Raw genomic sequence first — 19,774 nt, 5'->3', positions numbered from 1 at the left:
GCATCGGCCCCGGGAAAATCGCCCAGAGCCGCAGACGGGGTCGTCAAAAACATTCATGCCGGCATGGCGGAATGATATGCCGGCCCCACATTGAAGCAAGGCGGCTGGACGCTGACGCTTCTGCCGGCCCGCGTATACCCGCAAGCCGGCAAGACATGGACGGACTTAATGATCGCCAAGGGTATCTCGCTCCGTGGCCTGGAGCTTTTCGAGATCATCGCTCGGACCGGATCGGTGGCCAAGACGGCCGAGCGCGCGGGCTTGAGCCTCCCGGCGGTTTCGCAACAGCTCAAGACGCTCGAGGACAGTATCGGACGGCCGCTGCTGGATCACTCGCGCCGGCCGATGTCGCTGACCCCCGCCGGACAGGTCTTCCTGCGGCGCACGCAGGAGGCGCTGGCCCAGATCCGGCAGGCCCAGGCCGAGGCGACGGTGCTGGAGCTGTCGCACCTGACCGAGCTGGGGCTGGGCGTGATCGACGATTTCGAGAGCGAGATTACCCCCGCGCTCGCCACCACGCTGGCCGGGACGCTGACCAACTGCCGCTTCCGCATGCGCACCAAGCCGAGCCACGTGCTGGTGCAGATGTTGCAGGATGGCGAGATCGACGTGGCGATCGCCGCGACACCGGATTCCGGGGCGGACGGGCTGAAGGTGCGCCCGCTGATCGACGACCCCTTCGTGCTGGCGCTTCCCGCCGGCATCCCGCTGGACCCCGCCGCCCTGTCGGATACCGTGACGGGCCTGCCAATGCTGCGCTACAGTCAGGACCAGCTGATCGGCCGGCAGATCGAGCGCGCGCTGCAGATGATGCAGTTCGAGATACCCAACCGGTTCGAGCTGGACAGCGTGCAATCGCTGCATGCCCTGGTCGCCGCCGGGGCGGGCTGGGCAGTGACCACGCCGCTGTCGTTCCTCAGGGCCAAGCGATTCCGCGACGACATCGACCTGCACCCGGTGCCGATGCCGCCCTTCGCCCGCACCATCTCGGTCTTTTCCAAGGGCGACTGGATCGACGACGTGGCCCGCGACTTGGCCGAGGCGCTGCGCCAGATGCTGCGCGACCGGATCGTCACGCCCATGCTCGACCGCGAGCCGTGGCTCGAGGGAAGCCTGGTTCTGCACGATCCGGACTGAGCCCCCCTTGACGGCGCGCGCCATTGGGCGTCGACTTGGCGAGCTTCAATCGGAGGATGCGATGACCTTGCCGCTCAACGCCAACGACCCGTGCGCCGTGATCGAGGCGGACCGCGCCCATGTCTGGCACCACCTCATCCAGCACAAGCCGTTCGAGACGGTCGATCCCAAGATCATCGTCGAGGGCAAGGGCCTGCGCGTCTGGGACATCGCCGGCAAGGAGCATATCGACGGCGTCTCGGGCGGGGTGTGGACCGTCAATGTCGGCTATGGCCGCGAGCGGATCGCCGATGCCGTGCGGGACCAGCTGGTCAAGCTGAACTTCTTCGCCGGGGCCCAGGGCTCGATCCCCGGCGCGCGCTTCGCCGAGGCGCTGGTGGCGAAGATGCCGGGGATGAGCCGGGTCTATTACGCCAACTCGGGGTCGGAGGCGAACGAGAAGGGCTTCAAGATGATCCGCCAGATCGCGCACAAGCGCCATGGCGGCAGGAAGAACAAGATCCTCTACCGCGAGCGTGACTACCACGGCACCACGATCGCCTGCCTGTCGGCCGGCGGCCAGGAAGAGCGGAACATGCAGTACGGGCCGATGACGCCGGCCTTCGTGCCGGTGCCGCATTGCCTGGAATACCGCGCCCAGTGGGACCTCTCGGGCGAGGAATACGGCCAGCGCGCCGCCGACGCGATCGAGGAAGTGATCCTGCGCGAGGGCCCCGACACCGTGGGCGGGCTGTGTCTGGAACCGGTCACCGCCGGGGGCGGCGTGATCCCGCCGCCGCCGGGCTACTGGCCGCGGGTGCAGGAGATCTGCCGCAAGTACGACGTGCTCTTGATGATCGACGAGGTGGTCTGCGGCGTCGGGCGCACCGGCACCTGGTTCGGGTACCAGAACTACGGCATCGAGCCCGACATCGTGACGATGGCCAAGGGCGTGGCGTCGGGCTATGCCGCGATCTCGTGCTGCGTCACGACCGAGGCGGTGTTCGAAATGTTCAAGGACGATCCCGACGACCCGCTGAACTATTTCCGCGACATCTCGACCTTCGGCGGCTGCACCGCCGGCCCCGCCGCCGCGCTGGAGAACATGGCGATCATCGAGGAGGAGGGCCTGCTGGAGAACACCGTCGCCATGGGCGAGCGCGTGATCGCCAATCTCGAGGCGCTGTCCGACAAGCACGCCGTCATCGGCGACGTGCGCGGCAAGGGGCTGTTCTGCGGCGCCGAGCTGGTGGCCGACCGCGCCACGAAGGAGCCGATGGACGAGGGGCGGGTGAAGGCGGTGGTCGCCGACTGCATGCAGCAGGGCGTGATCATCGGCTGCACCAACCGTTCGGTCCCCGGCTTCAACAACACCCTGTGCCTGTCGCCGCCGCTGATCGCCACCGCAGACGACATCGACGCGATCACCGGCGCGATCGACGGCGCCCTGTCGCGGGTCATGGCCTGACCCTGCGGAGGCGCGCCCGTTCGGGCGCGCCGCGCGATCTTGGCGCCCGCCCGAGGCGGGCGCGCGAGGGGGCTCTGCCCCCGCCGCCTGCGGCGGCTCCCCCGAGATATTTCCGGGTCCCAAGAGAGCGTCGGGATTGACATGGAGCGCCCCGCGGCGCATGTGGCGGGGACGCCGACGGCTGCCGCGTGAGCAGCGGGCCCCGCGAGGGCCCATCGTCCGCCGGCCGATCTGTTTCCCGAATTCACGCGCGGGGGGCAGCGCCCGCAACGACCGGGCGCAACCCGACCGCCGCGCCGCCGCGACCTTTCGCGGCCGCCTCTTCCGTACAAGCCGGACGGCGATGCCGCCGGCCGTTCAAGGAGTCCTCATGGATTTCGACATGTTGGGGCTTGCGCCCCGCCTTACCGCCGCCCTCGCCGAGCAGGGCATCACCGACCCGACCCCGATCCAGAAGCAGGCGATCCCGCCCGCGATGGAGGGCCGCGACGTCCTGGGTCTTGCCCAGACGGGGACCGGCAAGACCGCCGCCTTCGGCCTGCCGCTGGTCGACGCCCTGCTGAAGGTCGGGACAAAGCCGGCACCGAAATCGGTGCGCGGGCTTGTCCTGGCGCCGACGCGCGAGCTGGCCAAGCAGATCTCGGACAACGTGAAGGGTTTCACGGGGGGCACGCACCTGAAGGTCAACCTCGTCGTCGGCGGCGCCTCGCTGAACGCGCAGGCGCAGCGCCTGGCGCGGGGCACGGACCTGCTGGTGGCGACGCCCGGCCGGCTGATCGACCTTCTGGACCGGGGCGCCGTGTCCCTGTCGGAGACGCGTTTCCTGGTGCTGGACGAGGCCGACCAGATGCTGGACCTGGGCTTCATCCACGCGCTGCGGAAGATCGCGCCGCTGCTGGCGCGCGAGCGGCAGACGCTGCTGTTCTCGGCGACGATGCCGAAGCAGATGGGCGAGCTGGCCGACACCTACCTGTCGGACCCCGTGCGCGTCGAGGTCGCGCGGTCGGGCCAGGTGGCCGACAAGGTGAGCCAGGAGGTGCATTTCGTCGCCCAGACCGAGAAGACGGCGTTGCTGAAGGACCGGCTGTCGGGCCACCGCGAGGAGCGGGCGCTGGTCTTTGCCCGGACCAAGCACGGTGCCGAGCGGCTGATGAAGTCCCTCGTCTCGGCCGGGTTTCCGGCGGCGTCGATCCACGGCAACAAGAGCCAGGGCCAGCGGGGCCGCGCGATCGACGCGTTCCGCTCGGGCGACACCCGGGTGCTGGTGGCCACCGACGTGGCGGCGCGCGGGATCGACATTCCCGGTGTGGCGCATGTATACAACTACGACCTGCCGAACGTGGCCGAGAACTATGTCCACCGCATCGGCCGCACCGCACGGGCGGGCCAGTCGGGCCGCGCGGTCGCGTTCTGCGCCCCCGCCGAGATGGGCGAGCTGCGCGACATCGAGAAGGCGCTGAAGGCGTCGATCCCGGTCGCGGGCGGCACGCCCTGGGAGGCGCCGCGCGGCGGCCGGCCCGCCCCGGCCGGCAAGCCCGGCGGCAAGCAACAGCGCGGGCCCCGGCGTGGCGGGCGCGGCCGCGGGCGCAAGGCCGCCTGATCCGCTTGCACAAGGGGGCCGGGACGGGCCAAGCTTCGGCGCATCGGGGCGGGTCCACGACAGAGTCGGCTCCGGGGCTCGTCTGACGCGGCGGGCCGGGAGATTGCGCCCGGCCCCTCGCATATGGCGGTGGATCTGCTAATTGATACACGAATGATCCACATGGGGCCGTGATGCGCCAGCCCGATCCCGACCGCTCGCCGAAAGTCTCGGACGAGGTCCGCAAGACCACATGCTACATGTGCGCCTGTCGCTGCGGGATCGACGTGCATCTCAAGAACGGCGAGGTCGCCTATATCGAGGGCAACCGCGATCACCCTGTGAACCACGGCGTGCTGTGCGCCAAGGGTGCCTCGGGGATCATGCAGCACCTGTCGCCCGCCCGCCTGCGCGCGCCCCTGAAACGCACCGGGCCGCGGGGATCGGGCGAGTTCGAGGAGATCAGCTGGGACGAGGCGCTGGAGCTGGCGGTGTCCTGGATGAAGCCGATCCGCGAGTCGGCGCCCGAGAAGCTGGCGTTCTTCACCGGCCGGGACCAGAGCCAGAGCTTCACCTCGTACTGGGCGCAGGCCTTTGGCACGCCGAACTATGCCGCCCATGGCGGCTTCTGCTCGGTCAACATGGCGGCGGCGGGCATCTACACGATGGGCGGGGCGTTCTGGGAGTTCGGCCAGCCGGACTGGGAGCGGACCAAGCTGTTCCTCCTGTTCGGCGTCGCCGAGGACCACGACAGCAACCCGCTCAAGATGGGGCTGGGGCGGCTGAAGGAGCGCGGCGTCAAGACCATCGGCGTGAACCCGATCCGCACCGGCTATAACGCGGTGGCGGACGAATGGGTCGGCATCACGCCGGGGACCGACGGCCTGTTCATCCTGGCGCTGGTGCATTGCCTGCTGGAGGCGGGCAAGATCGACCTCGACTACCTGGCGCGCTGGACCAACGCACCGGCGCTGGTGGACGAGGATCCGAAATCCGACCGCTACGGCCTGCTTCTGCGCGATGACGAGGACCGGCTGCTGGTCATCGACCGGCGCACCGGGCGGCCGGCCCCCTATGACGGCGCGGGGGTGAAGCCGGACCTGCGGGGCAAGGTGCGGCGGGCCGGGATCACCCATCGCAGCGTGTTCCAGCTGATCGCCGGGCGCTACCTGTCGAAGGACTTCGCGCCCGAGGCGGTCGAGGGCCGCACGGGCGTGCCGGCGGCGCGCATCCGCCGCATCGCGGCCGAGCTGGCGCATGTCGCCTTCGACCAGGCGATCGAGATCGACCAGCCCTGGACCGACTTCCGCGGGGAACGGCACGAGAAGATGATCGGGCGGCCGGTCAGCGTCCACGCGATGCGCGGCATCTCGGCTCATTCCAACGGGTTCCAGACCTGTCGGGCGCTGCATTTCCTGCAGATCCTGCTGGGCAGCGTCGAGACGCCGGGCGGGTTCCGGTTCAAGCCGCCCTACCCCAAATCCGCCGAAGCGCACCCCAAGCCCTGCGCCGATCCGCATCCCGGGCAGCCCCTGGACGGGCCGCATCTGGGCTTTGTCCACGGGCCCGAGGACCTGCTCTACCGCGAGGACGGCACGCCGGCGCGCATCGACAAGGCGTTCACCTGGGAGAACCCGATGTCGGCCCACGGGCTGATGCACATGGTGATCTCGAACGCCCATGCCGGCGATCCCTACCGGATCGACACGCTGTTCCTCTACATGGCGAACATGGCCTGGAACTCGTCCATGGGCACGGGGCGGGCGATGGAGATGCTTTCGGACACCGACGAGGACGGCGAGTACGTCATCCCCCGGATCATCTATTCCGACGCCTATTCCTCGGAGATGGTTGCCTATGCCGACCTCGTGCTGCCGGACACGACCTATCTCGAGCGGCACGATTGCATCTCTCTTCTCGACCGGCCGATCTCGGAGCCGGACGCCGCCGCCGACGCGATCCGCTGGCCGGTGGTCGAACCCGACAGGGATGTGCGCGGGTTCCAGTCCGTGCTGGTGGACCTTGCCGCGCGGCTGGGGCTGCCCGGCTTCGTCGAAGAGGACGGCACGCCGCGCTATGCCGATTATGCCGACTACATGATCCGGCACGAGCGGCGCCCGGGTGTCGGGCCGCTGGCCGGCTGGCGCGTGGGCGAGACGGGGATGACCCACGGGCGCGGGGCGCCGAACGAGGCGCAGCTCGACTCCTACATCGCCAATGGCGGCTTCTGGATGGGCCATGTCCCGGCGGAGGGGGCGTTCTACAAGCCGTGGAACATGGCCTACCAGGATTGGGCGGTCGAGACCGGGCTGACGGATGCGCCGCGGCCCTATCTGTTCGACCTGTTCTGCGAGCCGTTACGCCGGTTCCAGCTGGCGGCCGAGGGCCGGACCGAGCCGCAGCCGCCCGACCACCTGCGAGAGCGGATCAAGCTGACGCTCGATCCCCTGCCGATCTGGTATCCGCCGATGGAGGACGGCCACGCCGACCCGGTGGAATACCCGCTGCACGCCCTGACCCAGCGGCCGCCGGCGATGTACCACTCGTGGGGCGGGCAGAACGCGTGGCTGCGCCAGATCCACGGGTCGAACCCGCTCTACCTGCCGTCGCATCTCTGGCAGGCGCACGGGTTTTCCGAGGGCGACTGGGCGCGGGTCAGCTCAGCCCATGGCGAGATCGTGGTGCCGGTCGCCGAGATGGCCGCACTGAACGACAACACGGTCTGGACGTGGAACGCGATCGGCAAGCGCAAGGGCGCCTGGGCGCTGGACGACAAGGCGCCCGAGGCGACCAAGGGCTTTCTGCTGAACCACCTGATCCACGAGCTGCTGCCCGAAAAGGGCGATGGCCTGCGCTGGTCGAACTCGGACCCGGTGACCGGACAGGCGGCGTGGTTCGACCTACGGGTGCGGATCGAACGGGTCGACCGCGATCCGGGGGAAAGTTATCCGGTGACCGAACCGCAGGCCTCACCCGTGGGGCGCGGGCCGAAGACCGTGGCGCAGAAGGTGGGCGAATGACCGTCCGCCTGCCCGTCCGCGGCCCCTGCGGAACTGACCTTGCCACGACGAGAGGGGCGCCATGACCGACCTCCCCGAAACGACGGAGCGCAAGCTGGGGCTGGTGATCGACCTGGACATCTGCGTCGGCTGCCATGCCTGCGTGACGGCTTGCAAGGGCTGGAACACCGAGAATTACGGCGCCCCGCTCGCCGATGACGACGCCTATGGCGAAGAGCCGGTCGGCGCGTTCCTGAACCGCGTCCACTCGTTCGAGGTCACGCCCGAGAGCGGGCCGGCGCAGCTGGTGCATTTCCCGCGCTCGTGCCTGCATTGCGACGACGCGCCCTGCGTCACCGTCTGCCCCACCGGCGCAAGCTGGAAACGCGCCGAGGACGGGATCGTCCTGGTCAACGAGGACGAGTGCATCGGCTGCGGCCTGTGCGCCTGGGCCTGTCCCTATGGCGCGCGCGAGATGGACCCGTCGGCGCAGGTGATGAAGAAGTGCACGCTCTGCGTCGACCGGATCGACAACGAGAACCTCGACCCCATCGACCGAGAGCCGGCCTGCGTGCGAACCTGCCCCACGGGCGCGCGGCATTTCGGCGATCTGGGCGACCCCGAAAGCGCGGTGTCGCAGCTCGTCGAAGAGCGCGGCGGCATGGACCTGATGCCGGAACAGGGCACCAAGCCCGTGAACAAGTACCTGCCCCCGCGCCCGAAGGACGAGGAGATCGACGTGCTCGCGCCGCTCCTGGCCCCGGTGGCCGACGAGCCGCGCGGTTTTCTCGGCTGGCTCGACAAGGCGCTGGAGCGCATGGGATGAAGCCTGCCGCCTCGCTTCTGGCCTTCACCACGCTGTCGGGGCTGGGCCTCGGGCTGCTGGTCTTCCTGTCGCTGGGGCTGCCGCCGGTGTCGGGCTGGGGGGCGTTCGCATTCTTCGCGATCAGCTTCCTGCTGGCTGGGGGCGGGCTGTCGATCTCGGCCCTGCACCTGGGCCGACCGGAACGGGCGCTGAAGGCGTTCCGCGAATGGCGGACATCGTGGCTCAGCCGCGAGGCCTGGGCGTCGGTGACGGCGCTGGGGCTGACCGGGCTCTATGCCCTGCCGCTGCTGTTCGACGGGCCGCGGCTCTGGCCGATCGGGATCCTCGCCGCGGCGGCCTGTATCGCGACGGTGATGTGCACCGGGTCGATCTATGCGGCGCTTCGGGCGGTCCCGCGCTGGCATCACTGGTCGACGCCGGCGATGTTCGTCGCCTATGCGGTGACCGGCGGCGCGCTGTTGGCGGGGCAGGTGACCATGGCGATGGCGCTGCTGGCGGCGACCGGGATTGCCCAGTTCCTTGCGTGGCGGACGGGCGACGCGCGGGTCGCCCGCCGGTTCGGCACGCGCAACACGGCAACCGGCCTGCACGGCCATGTCCGCCTGTTCGAGAGGCCCCATACCGGCGAGAACTACGTCACCGAAGAGATGGTCTTCGTGGTAGCGCGCAAGCACGCGACCAAGCTGCGCTCGATCGCGCTGGTGCTGGCCTTCGCGCTGCCGCTGGTGCTGCTCGCCCTGCCCTTCTCGCACCTCCTCGGCGTGGCGGCCGTGCTGTCCCACGCGGCGGGCGTGGTCGTGGCGCGGTGGCTGTTCTTCGCCGAGGCCGAGCACGTGGTCGGGCTGTATTACGGCCGCTGACGCCGCTCAGTCCGGCAGGGCGAAGCGGAACACGCTTTCGGCGCGATAGGTCTCTCCGGGGCGCAGGGTGATGTCGGTGAAGCCCTCGTGGTTCGGCGCGTCGGGCCACATCTGCGGCTCGATCGCCATGCCGGCGCGGGGGCCGTAGGGCTTACCGTGGTGGCCGGCATGAGGCGAGGTGTCCATCGGGCGCCCGTCGAACACCTGCAATCCCGGCTCGGTCGTCTCGATCGTCATCGACAGGCCGTCGGTCGCGGTCAGCCTCATCACCGGGCGGCTGGCGACCCGCGTGTCCGACAGGCAGAAATTGTGGTCGAGCGGTACGGTCGTCTCAGGATCCAGCACCTGCCCCGCGCGGAAATCGTAGCCCGTGCCGTCGACGGCGCGGATCTCTCCGGTGGGCACGGTCGCGTCGTCGACCGGCAGTACACGATCCGCCGCGATCTCGAGCCGCTGGCCCGTCCAGTCCAGATCGGGGCCGAGGCTCCAGTAGGCGTGGTGCGCCACGTTCATCAGCGTCGGCCGGTCGGTGGTGGCCGTGACGGCAAAGCGCAGCGCCGCCCCGTCGAGCGCGTAGACGGCCGTCAGGGACCGGTGGCCGGGGAACCCCGACAGCCCGTCCGGCAGGTCCAGGGTCAGCGTCACCGCCGTCTCGGAGCGGTCCGAGATCTCCCACAGCTGCGCATGGGCGCCGGCGGCCCCGCTGTGCAGGTTGTGAGGCGCGTCGGTGTCAAAGCTGCGCCGCTCGCCGTCGATCGGGGCTGTGGCGTCGCGCAGGCGGTTCGCCACGGGCGCGATCACGGCGCCGAAAAAGGCCATCGGCCCCTCGTAGGCCGCAAGGTCGGGCGAGCCCAGCACCAGCGGACGGTCGAGACCGGCCAGCCTGAGGTCCTGCAGGATCGCCCCGCGCGTCAGGATCGCGGCCGAGATCCGATCGTTCGACAGGCGCACGACCTCGACGGTGCGGCCATCGGACTGGGTGCCGAACAGGTCTGTTCCGGGTATCATTCTGTCTCCATTTCCGAGTTCAACGGCCCCCGCGCGCCGGCGTTCCCCGCCGCGGTCAAAGCCTGATCTGCGGCTCGGGCCGGCCCGTTGCCACGTCCTCGATGGCGAAGGTGCGGCCGTGGTCGGCGTTGGAGTTGATCTGAGCTGCATCGAGCCCCTCCTGCGCCGAAGTGCAGAAGAGGGTCGACAGGTCGGGCCCACCGAAGGCCGGGCATGTCGTCTGCGATCCGGTGAGCGTGACCGACCGCACGAACTGCCCCCGCGCGTCGTAGGCGGCGACGCGGCCCGCGCCGAACTGCGCGTTCCAGAACACCCCCTCGGCGTCGATCACCGCGCCGTCGGGGCGTCCGTCCCAGTCGGTCAGGTCCACCCACGGCTCGGGCTCGCCGGCGAACCACCCGTCCTTGTCCATCGCGACACGCCAGATCGTGCCGGTGGGGGTGTCGGCGAAATGGGCGTGCCCCGCATCCGGTGTGAAGCAGATCGCGTTGGGGATCGAGATCGGCGCGACCAGCGTCCGCAGCTCGCCCTTGTGATAGCGATAGATCGCCCCAGCGCCCGGTTCGGCGTTCAGACCCATCGTGCCGATCCAGAACCCGCCCCACGGGTCGGCCCGCCCGTCGTTCGAACGGGTGGCGGGATTGTCGGCCTCGAGCGGGCAGACCGTGGTGCAGGTGTCGCCTTTCAGGTCAAGCGTCAGCAGCCGGCGGTCCGACGCGATCAGCAGCGTGTCGCGGTCCACCCATCCGGCGGCCGAGACATGCTCGTCGAACTCCCACACGAGCGGCGTGTCGCCCTCGCGGCTGAGCAGGCGCTTGCCCATGATGTCGAACCAGAAGAGCTGTTCACGGACGGGATGCCAGAGCGGTCCTTCGCCCAGGGTGCAGTGGCGGTCGTCGAAGATCATGGTGCAACCTCGTCATAAGCGGCGACCATGTCGACCGCGCGGGCCTTGACGTCCGCCGCCGCGTCGCCGGGCCGGTAGAGCGACGTGCCCAGGCCGAACCCGCTGGCGCCGGCGGTCAGCCAGTCGCCGAACTCGCGCGGGCCCACACCGCCCACCATGTAGACGAGCGTTTCCGCCGGAAGCACCGCGCGCAGCGCCTTGAGCCCGTCGATCCCCATCTGAAAGGCCGGAAACACCTTGAGCCCCGTCGCCCCGGCCCTGAGCGCCGCGAAGCACTCGGTGGGCGTCAGGACACCGGGCAGGCACTGCATCTCGCGCTTGAGGGTGGCCGCGATCACGTCGGGGTCGCAGTTGGGCGCCACGACGAGACGCCCGCCCGCGGCACGCACCCGGCCCACGTCCTCGCGGTCGAGCACGGTGCCCGCACCAATCAGCGCGTCGGTGCCGTGCGCGTCGGACATCGCGGCGATGCTGTCGAAGGGCGCGGGCGAGTTCAGCGGCACCTCGATCCGGGTGATACCGGCCTCGATCAGCGCGGTCGCGACGGGCACCGCCTCGCTCGGGTCGATACCCCGCAGGATGGCGATCAGCGGTCGGCTCATGAAACCTCCTTCAGGCCGTTTCGGGCGGCGGTGAGGCCCGCCAGGGTCATCTCGGTCGCGTCGGCGGCCTGTGGTGCGAGGCCCTGCGCGCCGAGCGCCTCGGCATAGGCGGCCGACAGCGCGGGCGCCCCGATCAGCGCCACGTCCTGCCCCAGCCAATAGGGACGCGTCGCGGCCAGCTCGATCCCGATCAGCAGGCCCGACAGCCGCGCCCGCGCCGCCGCCCCGTCGAGCCCCTTGAGCAGCGCCTCGGCCCGCAGGGAAAACAACCGCAGTGCAAGCGCCTGGGGGCGCGACATGGCGTCGGAGACCGCCTCGGAAAAGGCGTCCTCGTCCCAGCCGTCGTCCGGGATGGTCTGGCGCAGGATCGTCGCGCCGGTCAGGGCGGAGAACAACTCGCCCGTCATCGCGGTCTGAAAGCTCACGACCTCGCCGGCGCTGATCTGCGCCCACTTGGTATGGGTGCCGGGCAGGCAGATGACGCCGTCGAAATCCGGCGTCCGCGACAGGAAGCCGGCGATCTGCGTCTCTTCCCCGCGCATGACGTTCGCCGGGTCGTCCTGCCGCAATCCGGGCAGCACCCGCACGTCGATGCGGCGGTCGGTGCCGCTGATCTTCAACGGCTGATCGCCGCGCGGGGCGCAGGGCACGCCGCGATAGCCCGCGTCGACCCAGCCGGTTTGCGCCCCGACCATGCCGCAGGCCAGCACCAGCGTGCCGTCGCCGCCCAGCCACCCCTCGATCAGGCCGAGGAGCGCGGACTGGAACTCTTCGGGGGCGAGCCTGGACATGCCGTAGGCGTTGCTTGCCTCGGACAGGCACCGGCCATCGGACGCCATCGCCCAGGCCCGGCAGTGGCTGGTGCCCCAGTCGACCGCGATCCAGTCGCAATGCAATCCGCTGCCGTTCTTCATCCCGAGACCACCACGCCGCCGTCGACCGCCATGCACTGCCCCGTCATCCGGCGCGATGCATCGGAGGCAAGATACAGGATGCCACCGACCATGTCCCGGGGTTCAAGGTGCTCTTTCAGTGCGGTCTTGGCGAGATGCGCCTCGAGCCCCTCGGGGGTCGCCCACATCTCTTTCTGCTTTTCCGTCAACACCCAGCCGGGCGCGAGCGCGTTCACGCGGATCTTCTGCGGCCCGAATTCGCGCGCGAGGCTGCGGGTCATGCCGGTGATCCCGGCATTGGCCGTGGTGTAGGCGGGATAGTCCGGGCTGCCCATCATGTAGCTGATCGAGGACATGTTGACGATCGCACCGCCGCCGGCCTCCTGCATGCCGGGGATGACGGCCTGCGCCGCGAAGAAATACGCCTTGAGATTGATCGCCATCGACCAGTCCCAGAACGCCTCGTCGACCTCGAGCGTGCTGTGCCGCTGGTCGTTGGCGGCGTTGTTCACGAGGATGCGGATCGGCCCCTGCGTTTCGGCGGCCTTGGCGACGCAGGCGCGCAACTCGGCGACTTTGGTCACGTCGCACCGCATGGCGAGGGGACGGCGGCCGTATTTCTCTTCCATCACGTCGGCGAAGGTGTGGCCGTCCGAGCGCTGAACGAAGGCGACGCGCGCGCCCTGTTCGAGGAACCCCTCGGTGATGGCGGCGCCGATTCCAGAGCCTCCGCCGGTAATGAACACCGAGGCGTTCTTGAGATCGGGATAGATTGCAGGCGGGGTCATAGGCGTCTCCTCTGTCACAGGCGCTCTCCCTCGACGACCCACATCGTCGCGGGCCACGACCAGGGCAGTCGGATCCCCGACTGCATCAGAGCCGCGCCGCTGAGGGTCAAGGGCCCGTCGAGCAGCGCCGAGGGACCGTGGGCCTGACGCGGTAGGTCCTCGGGGTTGGTCAGACTCAAGCGATAGCGGGCGTCGGGTTGCAGGGCGGTTAAGCGAAGCGGGCGCGGCAGAGTCTGGTCGCTGGCGCGGGACTGGCCCGCGAACAGCACGAACCGGTCGCCGTCGCGGGCGATCTGCATCTCGGCGGTGACCGCCGGATCGGCGCTGTCGAGCGTCCGGATCTCGCCCGCCATCCGCCACGCGCGGGTGGATTTGTACCACGAAATCACGCGCTTCAGCGTCTCGGCCTCGTCCGGCGTGATCTCGCGCGGGTCCATCTCCAGCCCCATGTGGCGCTGTGCGGCAACCCAGGCGCGGAAGCTCATGGGCAGGATGCGGCCCGAGTTGTGACATTCCCGCGGGCCGACATGGGCGCCGGTGATGGCCGCCGGAAGGAACAGGGCGGCGTCGTGCTGCATGCGCAGGCGTTCGAGCGCGTCGTTGCTGTCGGAAAGCCAGACGCGGTGGGTGCGCGAGAGGATGCCGGTGTCGATCCGCCCCCCGCCCGAGGCGCAGCTTTCGATCTCGACCTGCGGGTGCGCGGCGCGAAGCCGGTCGAGAAGGTCATATATTCCAGTGGTTTGCGCGGCGTCCGGGGCGGGAAGGACGCGGTTGTGGTCCCACTTGAGGTAGTCGATGTCGTTCGCGGTAAGGAGGGCGTCGAGGGTGGCGAAGAGGTGGTCGCGGACCGCCGGGTTGGCCATGTCCAGCAGGCGCTGACCGCGGCCCTCGATCTGGTCCTCGGCGCCGAGCGCCCAGTCGGGATGGGCGCGGTAGAGGTCGCTGTCGCGGTTCACCATCTCGGGCTCGACCCAGAGACCGAAGCTCATCCCCAGGGATTTGACGTTTTCTATCAATGGCTTGAGGCCATCGGGATACTTCCACGCATCGACCTGCCAGTCGCCGAGAGAGCTGGTGTCGTCGTCGCGCCGCCCGAACCAGCCGTCATCCAGCACGAAGCGTTCGGCCCCGAGCGCGGCGGCCCGTTCGGCGATGTCGGAGAGCACGGGCAGGTCGTGATCGAAATAGACCGCCTCCCAGCAATTGTAATGCACAGGGCGTGCACCGGGCGTGCACGGCCAGTGCACAACCCTGTCATACAAATGGCGTTGAAAGGCTGCGGCGGTGCCGCCCATCCCGGCCTCGGCCGAGACGGCAAGCTGCAACGGACCGACCGTCCAGTCGCTCTGCGCCCCGACCGAGCCCGCGGCGTGGCCCCACTGGATCTGGCGGCGCCCCTCGGGCAGCTCTTCGGCGATCATCCGGTGGCCGCCGGACCAGCCGAAGGCCATCGCGCGGACCGTGCCCGAGGTCCGGCCGGCGCCGGTGTCGGGGAACAGGGCGAAGGGCGGATGCTCGTGCCCGGACCGGCCCGTCGTCGCCTCGCGCAGGCGGATGCCGGGGGCCCAGGGGGTGCGGACCAGCTGGAACTCTCCGATCCAGCGGCCGGCGATGTCGACGATCTCGTCCGCCTGCTGCGGGCCGGGCAGGACCGGCGCGGCGAGCCAGTGGATCTCGACCGGCTCGGACGCTTGCAGGCGGGTGGCGGCCGTGATGAGCCCGGTGTCGGCGTCGGCCTCGAACGAGAAGGTCAGCGCGAGGCCCGCGTCACCATCGGTGACGGTGAGGGACAGGGTACCCGCGCCCGCCTCGGCCGTGCATCCACCGAACTTTGGGTGCAGCGGAACGCCCCGCCGCGACAGCGACAGGCCCGGCTGTCCCGGAAAGCTGCGCCGCGCCTCGGGGCAGAGGGTCAGCGGAGGAAGCGCGTCCAGCATACCACCGGTCAGCATGCTCTGCCCCGCCGCCTCGAGCGCGGCGAGGTCCTCGTCCGCCGGCAACGGCGGCCCCCAATAGAGCGCCGCCGGCATGCCGTCTGCGAGACCGAAGACCAGTGTCTGATGGTGGGTATCGAGGCGCCAGTGGCTCATGCGGCCTCCGACGGGCCGCGCCGCACGGTCCGCGCCAACACGGCGCGGCGCCCGGACTGCGCTCCGGGGGCCGGTCGATCCTGCATTGCTGCCCTCCCAAGTCCCTGTCGCCGGGGCCCCGTCTTCGTCGTGTCAGGATACCTGCGGAGCGTCGGAGGTTGTCAACACGGAAACCGCACGACGCCGTGCCGGGGGCGAACGGCTTGCCGCATCGGAGCGCCGCAAGGCAAGCTTTCACAATGGGACAAACGGGACCCAGCTGGCTGCTCTGCCTGCTCGTCGCGGCCATGCCGGGCGCGACGGCCCTGCGCGCGCAGACCGTCTGCCCCGATGTCGATGCCAGCGTCGAGACGGACAGCCCGGAGCTGGCGGCACGGGTGTGCGCGGTGGTCGAGGAAGAGACCGAGTCCCTGGCGCAGTGCAACCTGGTGGTGCCGCTGCCGTTGACGATAGAGGTGCAGCCCAGCCTCGAGCAGGGCTGCCTGGGCCTCTGCCATTGCGACACTTCCCTGATCGAACTGCTGGACCCGGCGTCTTTCGCGGAGGCGATTTCGGACCAGGGCCCCTTCGCGGCGATCCCGGTCGAGGGATACTATGACAGCATCGTGGCGCACGAGCTGGCCCATGCGGCCTATGACGAGCGCAACTGTCCGCTCGAATCCTGCCTCGTGAACCAGGAGTTCATCGCCTATGCGATGCAGGTCCGGTCACAGTCGCCCGAGGACCGCGCCCTGTTCGAGGCCGCCTCTCCGATCAACCCGGACGAAGCGCTGAGCTATCTCAGCGAAGTGATGCACGCGATGGCGCCGCAGCGGTTCGCCACGACGGCGTGGCGGCACTTTGCCAGACAGCAGGATCCCTGCGGCTATGTCGGGTCCATCGTGGCGGGCGACGTCCTGCTGGACCGCGAGCGGTCCTAGCCCGCGCTCAGGGCTCGGGCGTCTCTTCGGCGCCGCCCTCGTCCTGCAGGGTGCGGACGTATTCCGCGACCTTGATCAGCGGCAGCGGCGTGGGCGTCAGGATGCCGTCGCCGATGTCGTAGAGGACGGTCTGGCCTTCGAAATCCTCCCCGAACTGCGGCATCACCTCGTCCGGGGCGTCGCGGCGGTTGTAGCCGTGGACGTAGCCCATGATGTGCGCGGTTGGGAACGGCTCGCCGATGTCGGGCTTGCGCGTCAGGTCGGCGGGCCGGCGGTCCAGCCCATCGGCCAGCGGGCCATCGCCGCGGCCGCTTTCGCCGTGGCAGGAGGCGCAATTCTGCAGGTAGAGCTGCTTGCCGCTGGGCCCGCCCATCTGCTGCGCCGCGCACCCCGCGAGAACCAGTCCAAGTGCGACCGTACCGCCGAGGCCGGTCCATGCCATCTTCTGTGCCATTGTCTCTGCCTGCTCTTTTCTCTGCCTCGTCCAGCTAACGTCGGTGCCGGTGCGCCGGCGTTGACGTGCATCAATGCCTCGGCCCACTGGATAACAGGCCGGCGGCGGGGGAACGAGTCGCGCGGCGCGCGAGCGGGGGCAAAAAGCGTCCGGCGTGACAGAACCGCGACTCGCCCCTCAGACGACATCTCCCGCTACGCGGATGGAACGTGCCCATTGTCTACGCAACGCGCCGCCGGAGCGCCGCCGTGTTGGGCAGATCGCGGCAGGCGCGGGCGTTCCGGGGCGGAAGAGGGGAAAGATCTTGAGCCAGCGCCGCCGCCCTCGCTAGCGAAAGGGTGACAGGGAACGGCGCGACCGTTCCCCCGCCGCAATGGCGCGGCGATCCGAGCTTACGGCCCGCGACGGGCCCGCAGCAACGGCGCTGCATCTTCTGTCCGACAGGATCGGGACGAGGACGCGCGGCCAACGCGACCATTCCGTGCGCACTCATCGCCCGCCCCGCGCCAACCAGGCCGCGCGTGCGATCCCGACCTTTCGGCCCGTCACCGCCCGCCCCCACAGCCCTTTGCGGGCGGGCCCGCAGCACCGAACCCATCCGAGCTCTGAAAGGGAGAATGGAATGTCATACATCCAGCCAAAGGAATTCGCGGCCAAGATGGTCGACGCCGGCGAGTCCAAGGTCTTCATGTCGACGAAAGATACGCTGATCCGCGCCTTCATGGCGGGCGCGATCCTGGCGCTCGCCGCCGGTTTCGCGATCACCGTCACGGTGAACACCGGCAATCCGCTGATCGGGGCGCTGCTGTTCCCCGTGGGCTTCTGCATGCTCTACCTGATGGGCTTCGACCTGCTGACCGGGGTGTTCACGCTGGTGCCGCTGGCCCTGGTGGCCAAGCGTCCGGGGGTCGACATGAAGGGGATGCTGCGGAACTGGGGGCTCGTCTTCGTCGGCAACTTCGCCGGGGCGATGACCACCGCGTTCTTCTTCGCCATCATCTTTACCATGGGGTTCACCCAGGCGCCGGATGCCGTCGGCCAGAAGATCGGCGAGATCGGCGAGGGCCGCACCGTGGGCTATGCCGCCGCCGGCGCGGGCGGGATGCTGACGCTCTTCGTGCGCGCGGTGATGTGCAACTGGATGGTCTCGACCGGGGTGGTCGCGGCGATGATGTCGTCCTCGGTCTCGGGCAAGATCATGGCGATGTGGATGCCGATCCTGGTGTTCTTCTATCTCGGCTTCGAGCACTCGGTCGTGAACATGTTCCTGTTCCCCTCGGGCATCATGCTGGGCGGGGCGTTCACCTGGGTCGACTACCTGCTGTTCAACGAGATCCCCACGGTGATCGGCAACCTCGTGGGCGGCCTGACCTTCGTGGGCGCGATGCTGTACATGACCCACTTCAAGGAATCCCCGTCGCGCCGGAGCGCGGCGGCGCGGAACGACGACACCGCGACCATGCCGGCCGAGTGAGGCCCGCAGACAGGGGCCCCGGTGCCGGGGCCCCTGCCCGTCCTTTCCGCCGGAGACCGTGACATGCCAAGGGACACCACCGCCCCGGATGCGCTGCGCGTCACCATCGGCCAGTTCTCGTCGGCGGGGCGCAGGGGCGAGAACCAGGATTTCCACGGCGCGCTCGTGCCCACGGGCGCGGCGCTGACGTTGAAGGGCGTCACCCTGGCCGTCGCCGACGGCATCAGCCCCAGCCCGGTGAGCGCACGCGCCGCCGAGACGGCAGTGGCCAGCCTTCTGTCCGACTATTACGCCACCCCCGACGCCTGGACGGTGCGGACCGCCGCGACGCGGGTGATCGCCGCGACGAACGGCTGGCTGCATGGTCAGGGCGCGGGTGGCGATCCGGACGGCGGCTGGGTCTGCACGCTGTCGGCGCTGATCCTAAAGGGCCGCGCGGCGCATGTGCTGCATGTCGGCGACAGCCGGGTTGGCCGCTGGCGGGACGGAACGCTGGAACCGCTGACCGAGGACCACCGCGTCACGCTGTCGGGCGGGCAGACCTACCTGGGTCGTGCGCTCGGGACCGGCGAGGGCGTCGAGATCGACTATCGTCGGGTGCCGGTCGCGGTGGGCGACGTCTTCGTCCTGACAACCGACGGCGCGCACGACCACCTGGATGCCGCGGGGCTGGCGCGGGCGCTGGAGGCGCCCGACCTCGACGGCGCGGCGCGGCGGGTCGCAGAGGCCGCGGTGGCCGCGGGCAGCGACGACGACGTGACCGTGCAGATCGCCCGGATCGACGCGCTGCCGTCCGCGGATGCCGCGCTCGACCCTGGACCTGCCGCGTTGCCGGTACCACCCCTGCCCGCGACGGGCGACGTCATCGACGGGTTCCGCATCGTGCGCGAGGTGCAGGTCACACCGCGCAGCCACGTATTCCTGGCCACCGATCCCGCCGGCGGCCGGGTGGCGCTGAAGATTCCCGCTGGCGAGACGGCGCGCGATGCCGACTACCTGCGTCGCTTCGCGCTGGAGGACTGGATCGCGGCCCGGGTCAGCTCGCCCCATGTCCTGCGTGCCGCGACGCCGCCCGAGAGGCGCAGCGCTCTCTACGTCGCGACCGAATGGGTCGAGGGGCGGACGCTGCGCCAGTGGATGACCGACACGCCGCACCCGCCGCGCGAGACGGTGCGCGGCATCGTCGAACAGATCGCCGCCGGGCTGCGGGCGCTGCACCGGCGCGAGATGATCCACCAGGACCTCCGCCCCGAGAACGTGATGATCGACGATGAGGGCACGGTGAAGATCATCGACCTCGGCTCGGTCAGCGTGGCGGGCGCGGAAGAGGCCGTGCCGGGCACGCTGGGCGCGTTGCCGGGCACCTTCCAATACACCGCCCCGGAATACCTGTCGGGCGACGCGGTGAGCTGGCGGTCAGACCAGTTCGGGCTGGCAGTGATCGCCTACGAGATGCTGACAGGCCGGCTGCCCTATGGCGCGCAGGTGGCGCGCGTGCGCTCGCGCACCGACCAGCGGCGGCTGCGCTATCGCCCCGCGCGGGACGACGACAGCGGTGTGCCCGAATGGATCGACGCCGCCCTGCGACGGGCGCTGCATCCCGATCCGCTGCGCCGCTACGACGCGCTGTCCGAGTTCACCGCCGACCTGCGGCGACCCGGCGCCGGTTGGAAAGACGGGCGCCATGTCCCGCTGGCCGAGCGCAATCCCGTCCGGTTCTGGCAGACCGTGTCTGCCGTGCTCGCGCTATCCTGCGCGATCCTCGCCGCCCAGATCGGCGGCTGACCCAC

General features: G+C 69.9%; 16 protein-coding genes. 9 read left to right on the top strand and 7 right to left on the bottom strand.

From position 1 onward, the window contains the following. The first annotated feature begins 168 nt into the window (after positions 1-168). From BMZ25_RS03185 to BMZ25_RS03160, 6 genes are all read left to right on the top strand, one after another. Entirely contained in the window at positions 169-1,137 is a 969-nt protein-coding gene (locus BMZ25_RS03185; RefSeq protein ID WP_092688358.1) for a LysR family transcriptional regulator, read from the top strand. A gap of 61 nt (positions 1,138-1,198) precedes the next feature. Continuing rightward, positions 1,199-2,584 carry an aminotransferase family protein gene (locus BMZ25_RS03180; RefSeq protein ID WP_092688355.1) on the top strand — a complete coding sequence of 462 codons (1,386 nt, stop codon included), beginning with the start codon at positions 1,199-1,201 and terminating at the stop codon, positions 2,582-2,584. A gap of 370 nt (positions 2,585-2,954) precedes the next feature. Then, entirely contained in the window at positions 2,955-4,184 is a 1,230-nt protein-coding gene (locus tag BMZ25_RS03175) for a DEAD/DEAH box helicase (protein ID WP_092688352.1), read from the top strand. A gap of 173 nt (positions 4,185-4,357) precedes the next feature. After that, positions 4,358-7,183 (top strand): molybdopterin oxidoreductase family protein, encoded by a 2,826-nt coding sequence (locus BMZ25_RS03170; protein ID WP_092688349.1) that lies wholly within the window; start codon positions 4,358-4,360, stop codon positions 7,181-7,183. Between the two features lie 61 nt (positions 7,184-7,244). Then, a complete protein-coding gene (locus tag BMZ25_RS03165; protein ID WP_092688346.1) occupies positions 7,245-7,988 on the top strand; it encodes a 4Fe-4S dicluster domain-containing protein in 744 nt (247 codons plus the stop codon). Continuing rightward, entirely contained in the window at positions 7,985-8,848 is an 864-nt protein-coding gene (locus BMZ25_RS03160; RefSeq protein WP_092688343.1) for a dimethyl sulfoxide reductase anchor subunit family protein, read from the top strand. The genes BMZ25_RS03165 and BMZ25_RS03160 overlap by 4 nt, the downstream gene beginning before the upstream one ends. A 6-nt stretch (positions 8,849-8,854) precedes the next feature. Here BMZ25_RS03160 and BMZ25_RS03155 read toward each other — a convergent pair whose 3' ends face one another. Genes BMZ25_RS03155 through BMZ25_RS03130 form a run of 6 tightly spaced genes read right to left on the bottom strand, consistent with a single transcriptional unit; the run spans position 8,855 to position 15,136 of the window. Beyond that, positions 8,855-9,856, bottom strand: a complete 1,002-nt coding sequence (locus tag BMZ25_RS03155; protein WP_092688340.1) for an aldose epimerase family protein — start codon at positions 9,854-9,856, stop codon at positions 8,855-8,857. A gap of 55 nt (positions 9,857-9,911) precedes the next feature. Continuing rightward, a complete protein-coding gene (locus tag BMZ25_RS03150) occupies positions 9,912-10,763 on the bottom strand; it encodes an SMP-30/gluconolactonase/LRE family protein (protein ID WP_092688337.1) in 852 nt (283 codons plus the stop codon). Beyond that, entirely contained in the window at positions 10,760-11,365 is a 606-nt protein-coding gene (locus BMZ25_RS03145) for a 2-dehydro-3-deoxy-6-phosphogalactonate aldolase (RefSeq protein WP_092688334.1), read from the bottom strand. The genes BMZ25_RS03150 and BMZ25_RS03145 overlap by 4 nt, the downstream gene beginning before the upstream one ends. After that, on the bottom strand, positions 11,362-12,279 hold the full coding sequence (locus BMZ25_RS03140; RefSeq protein ID WP_092688331.1) for a 2-dehydro-3-deoxygalactonokinase: 918 nt from the start codon (positions 12,277-12,279) through the stop codon (positions 11,362-11,364). Before BMZ25_RS03140 ends, BMZ25_RS03145 begins: the two co-directional genes overlap by 4 nt. Continuing rightward, positions 12,276-13,046 (bottom strand): SDR family NAD(P)-dependent oxidoreductase, encoded by a 771-nt coding sequence (locus tag BMZ25_RS03135; RefSeq protein WP_092688328.1) that lies wholly within the window; start codon positions 13,044-13,046, stop codon positions 12,276-12,278. Before BMZ25_RS03135 ends, BMZ25_RS03140 begins: the two co-directional genes overlap by 4 nt. Positions 13,047-13,060: 14 nt before the next feature. After that, entirely contained in the window at positions 13,061-15,136 is a 2,076-nt protein-coding gene (locus BMZ25_RS03130; protein WP_092688290.1) for an alpha-galactosidase, read from the bottom strand. Positions 15,137-15,375: 239 nt separating this feature from the next. On the opposite strand from BMZ25_RS03130, the gene BMZ25_RS03125 reads away from it, so the two are divergent. Next, entirely contained in the window at positions 15,376-16,056 is a 681-nt protein-coding gene (locus BMZ25_RS03125; RefSeq protein ID WP_092688287.1) for a DUF6639 family protein, read from the top strand. Positions 16,057-16,063: 7 nt separating this feature from the next. Here BMZ25_RS03125 and BMZ25_RS03120 read toward each other — a convergent pair whose 3' ends face one another. Then, positions 16,064-16,510 (bottom strand): c-type cytochrome, encoded by a 447-nt coding sequence (locus tag BMZ25_RS03120; RefSeq protein WP_092688284.1) that lies wholly within the window; start codon positions 16,508-16,510, stop codon positions 16,064-16,066. A 622-nt stretch (positions 16,511-17,132) separates the two neighbouring features. Between BMZ25_RS03120 and BMZ25_RS03115 the strand changes: the two genes are divergently transcribed. Further along, positions 17,133-17,984: a formate/nitrite transporter family protein gene (locus BMZ25_RS03115; RefSeq protein ID WP_092688281.1), complete on the top strand. Its 852-nt coding sequence runs from the start codon at positions 17,133-17,135 to the stop codon at positions 17,982-17,984. Positions 17,985-18,047: 63 nt separating this feature from the next. Further along, positions 18,048-19,769: a bifunctional protein-serine/threonine kinase/phosphatase gene (locus BMZ25_RS03110; protein ID WP_092688278.1), complete on the top strand. Its 1,722-nt coding sequence runs from the start codon at positions 18,048-18,050 to the stop codon at positions 19,767-19,769. Positions 19,770-19,774 lie beyond the last annotated feature (5 nt).

The sequence above is a fragment of the Tranquillimonas rosea genome (assembly GCF_900111315.1).
Classification (GTDB): Bacteria; Pseudomonadota; Alphaproteobacteria; order Rhodobacterales; family Rhodobacteraceae; genus Tranquillimonas; species Tranquillimonas rosea.
This window is presented reverse-complemented; position numbering and strand designations above follow the sequence as displayed.

Excerpts from the sequence above, each read along its gene's own strand:
- BMZ25_RS03120 (WP_092688284.1), bottom strand. The coding sequence starts at position 16,510 with ATGGCACAGAAGATGGCATGGACCGGCCTCGGCGGTACGGTCGCACTT.
- BMZ25_RS03170 (WP_092688349.1), top strand. The coding sequence starts at position 4,358 with ATGCGCCAGCCCGATCCCGACCGCTCGCCGAAAGTCTCGGACGAGGTC.
- BMZ25_RS03175 (WP_092688352.1), top strand. The coding sequence starts at position 2,955 with ATGGATTTCGACATGTTGGGGCTTGCGCCCCGCCTTACCGCCGCCCTC.
- BMZ25_RS03150 (WP_092688337.1), bottom strand. The coding sequence starts at position 10,763 with ATGATCTTCGACGACCGCCACTGCACCCTGGGCGAAGGACCGCTCTGG.
- BMZ25_RS03185 (WP_092688358.1), top strand. The coding sequence starts at position 169 with ATGATCGCCAAGGGTATCTCGCTCCGTGGCCTGGAGCTTTTCGAGATC.
- BMZ25_RS03160 (WP_092688343.1), top strand. The coding sequence starts at position 7,985 with ATGAAGCCTGCCGCCTCGCTTCTGGCCTTCACCACGCTGTCGGGGCTG.
- BMZ25_RS03130 (WP_092688290.1), bottom strand. The coding sequence starts at position 15,136 with ATGAGCCACTGGCGCCTCGATACCCACCATCAGACACTGGTCTTCGGT.
- BMZ25_RS03140 (WP_092688331.1), bottom strand. The coding sequence starts at position 12,279 with ATGAAGAACGGCAGCGGATTGCATTGCGACTGGATCGCGGTCGACTGG.
- BMZ25_RS03145 (WP_092688334.1), bottom strand. The coding sequence starts at position 11,365 with ATGAGCCGACCGCTGATCGCCATCCTGCGGGGTATCGACCCGAGCGAG.
- BMZ25_RS03165 (WP_092688346.1), top strand. The coding sequence starts at position 7,245 with ATGACCGACCTCCCCGAAACGACGGAGCGCAAGCTGGGGCTGGTGATC.
- BMZ25_RS03125 (WP_092688287.1), top strand. The coding sequence starts at position 15,376 with ATGGGACAAACGGGACCCAGCTGGCTGCTCTGCCTGCTCGTCGCGGCC.
- BMZ25_RS03180 (WP_092688355.1), top strand. The coding sequence starts at position 1,199 with ATGACCTTGCCGCTCAACGCCAACGACCCGTGCGCCGTGATCGAGGCG.
- BMZ25_RS03110 (WP_092688278.1), top strand. The coding sequence starts at position 18,048 with ATGCCAAGGGACACCACCGCCCCGGATGCGCTGCGCGTCACCATCGGC.
- BMZ25_RS03135 (WP_092688328.1), bottom strand. The coding sequence starts at position 13,046 with ATGACCCCGCCTGCAATCTATCCCGATCTCAAGAACGCCTCGGTGTTC.
- BMZ25_RS03115 (WP_092688281.1), top strand. The coding sequence starts at position 17,133 with ATGTCATACATCCAGCCAAAGGAATTCGCGGCCAAGATGGTCGACGCC.
- BMZ25_RS03155 (WP_092688340.1), bottom strand. The coding sequence starts at position 9,856 with ATGATACCCGGAACAGACCTGTTCGGCACCCAGTCCGATGGCCGCACC.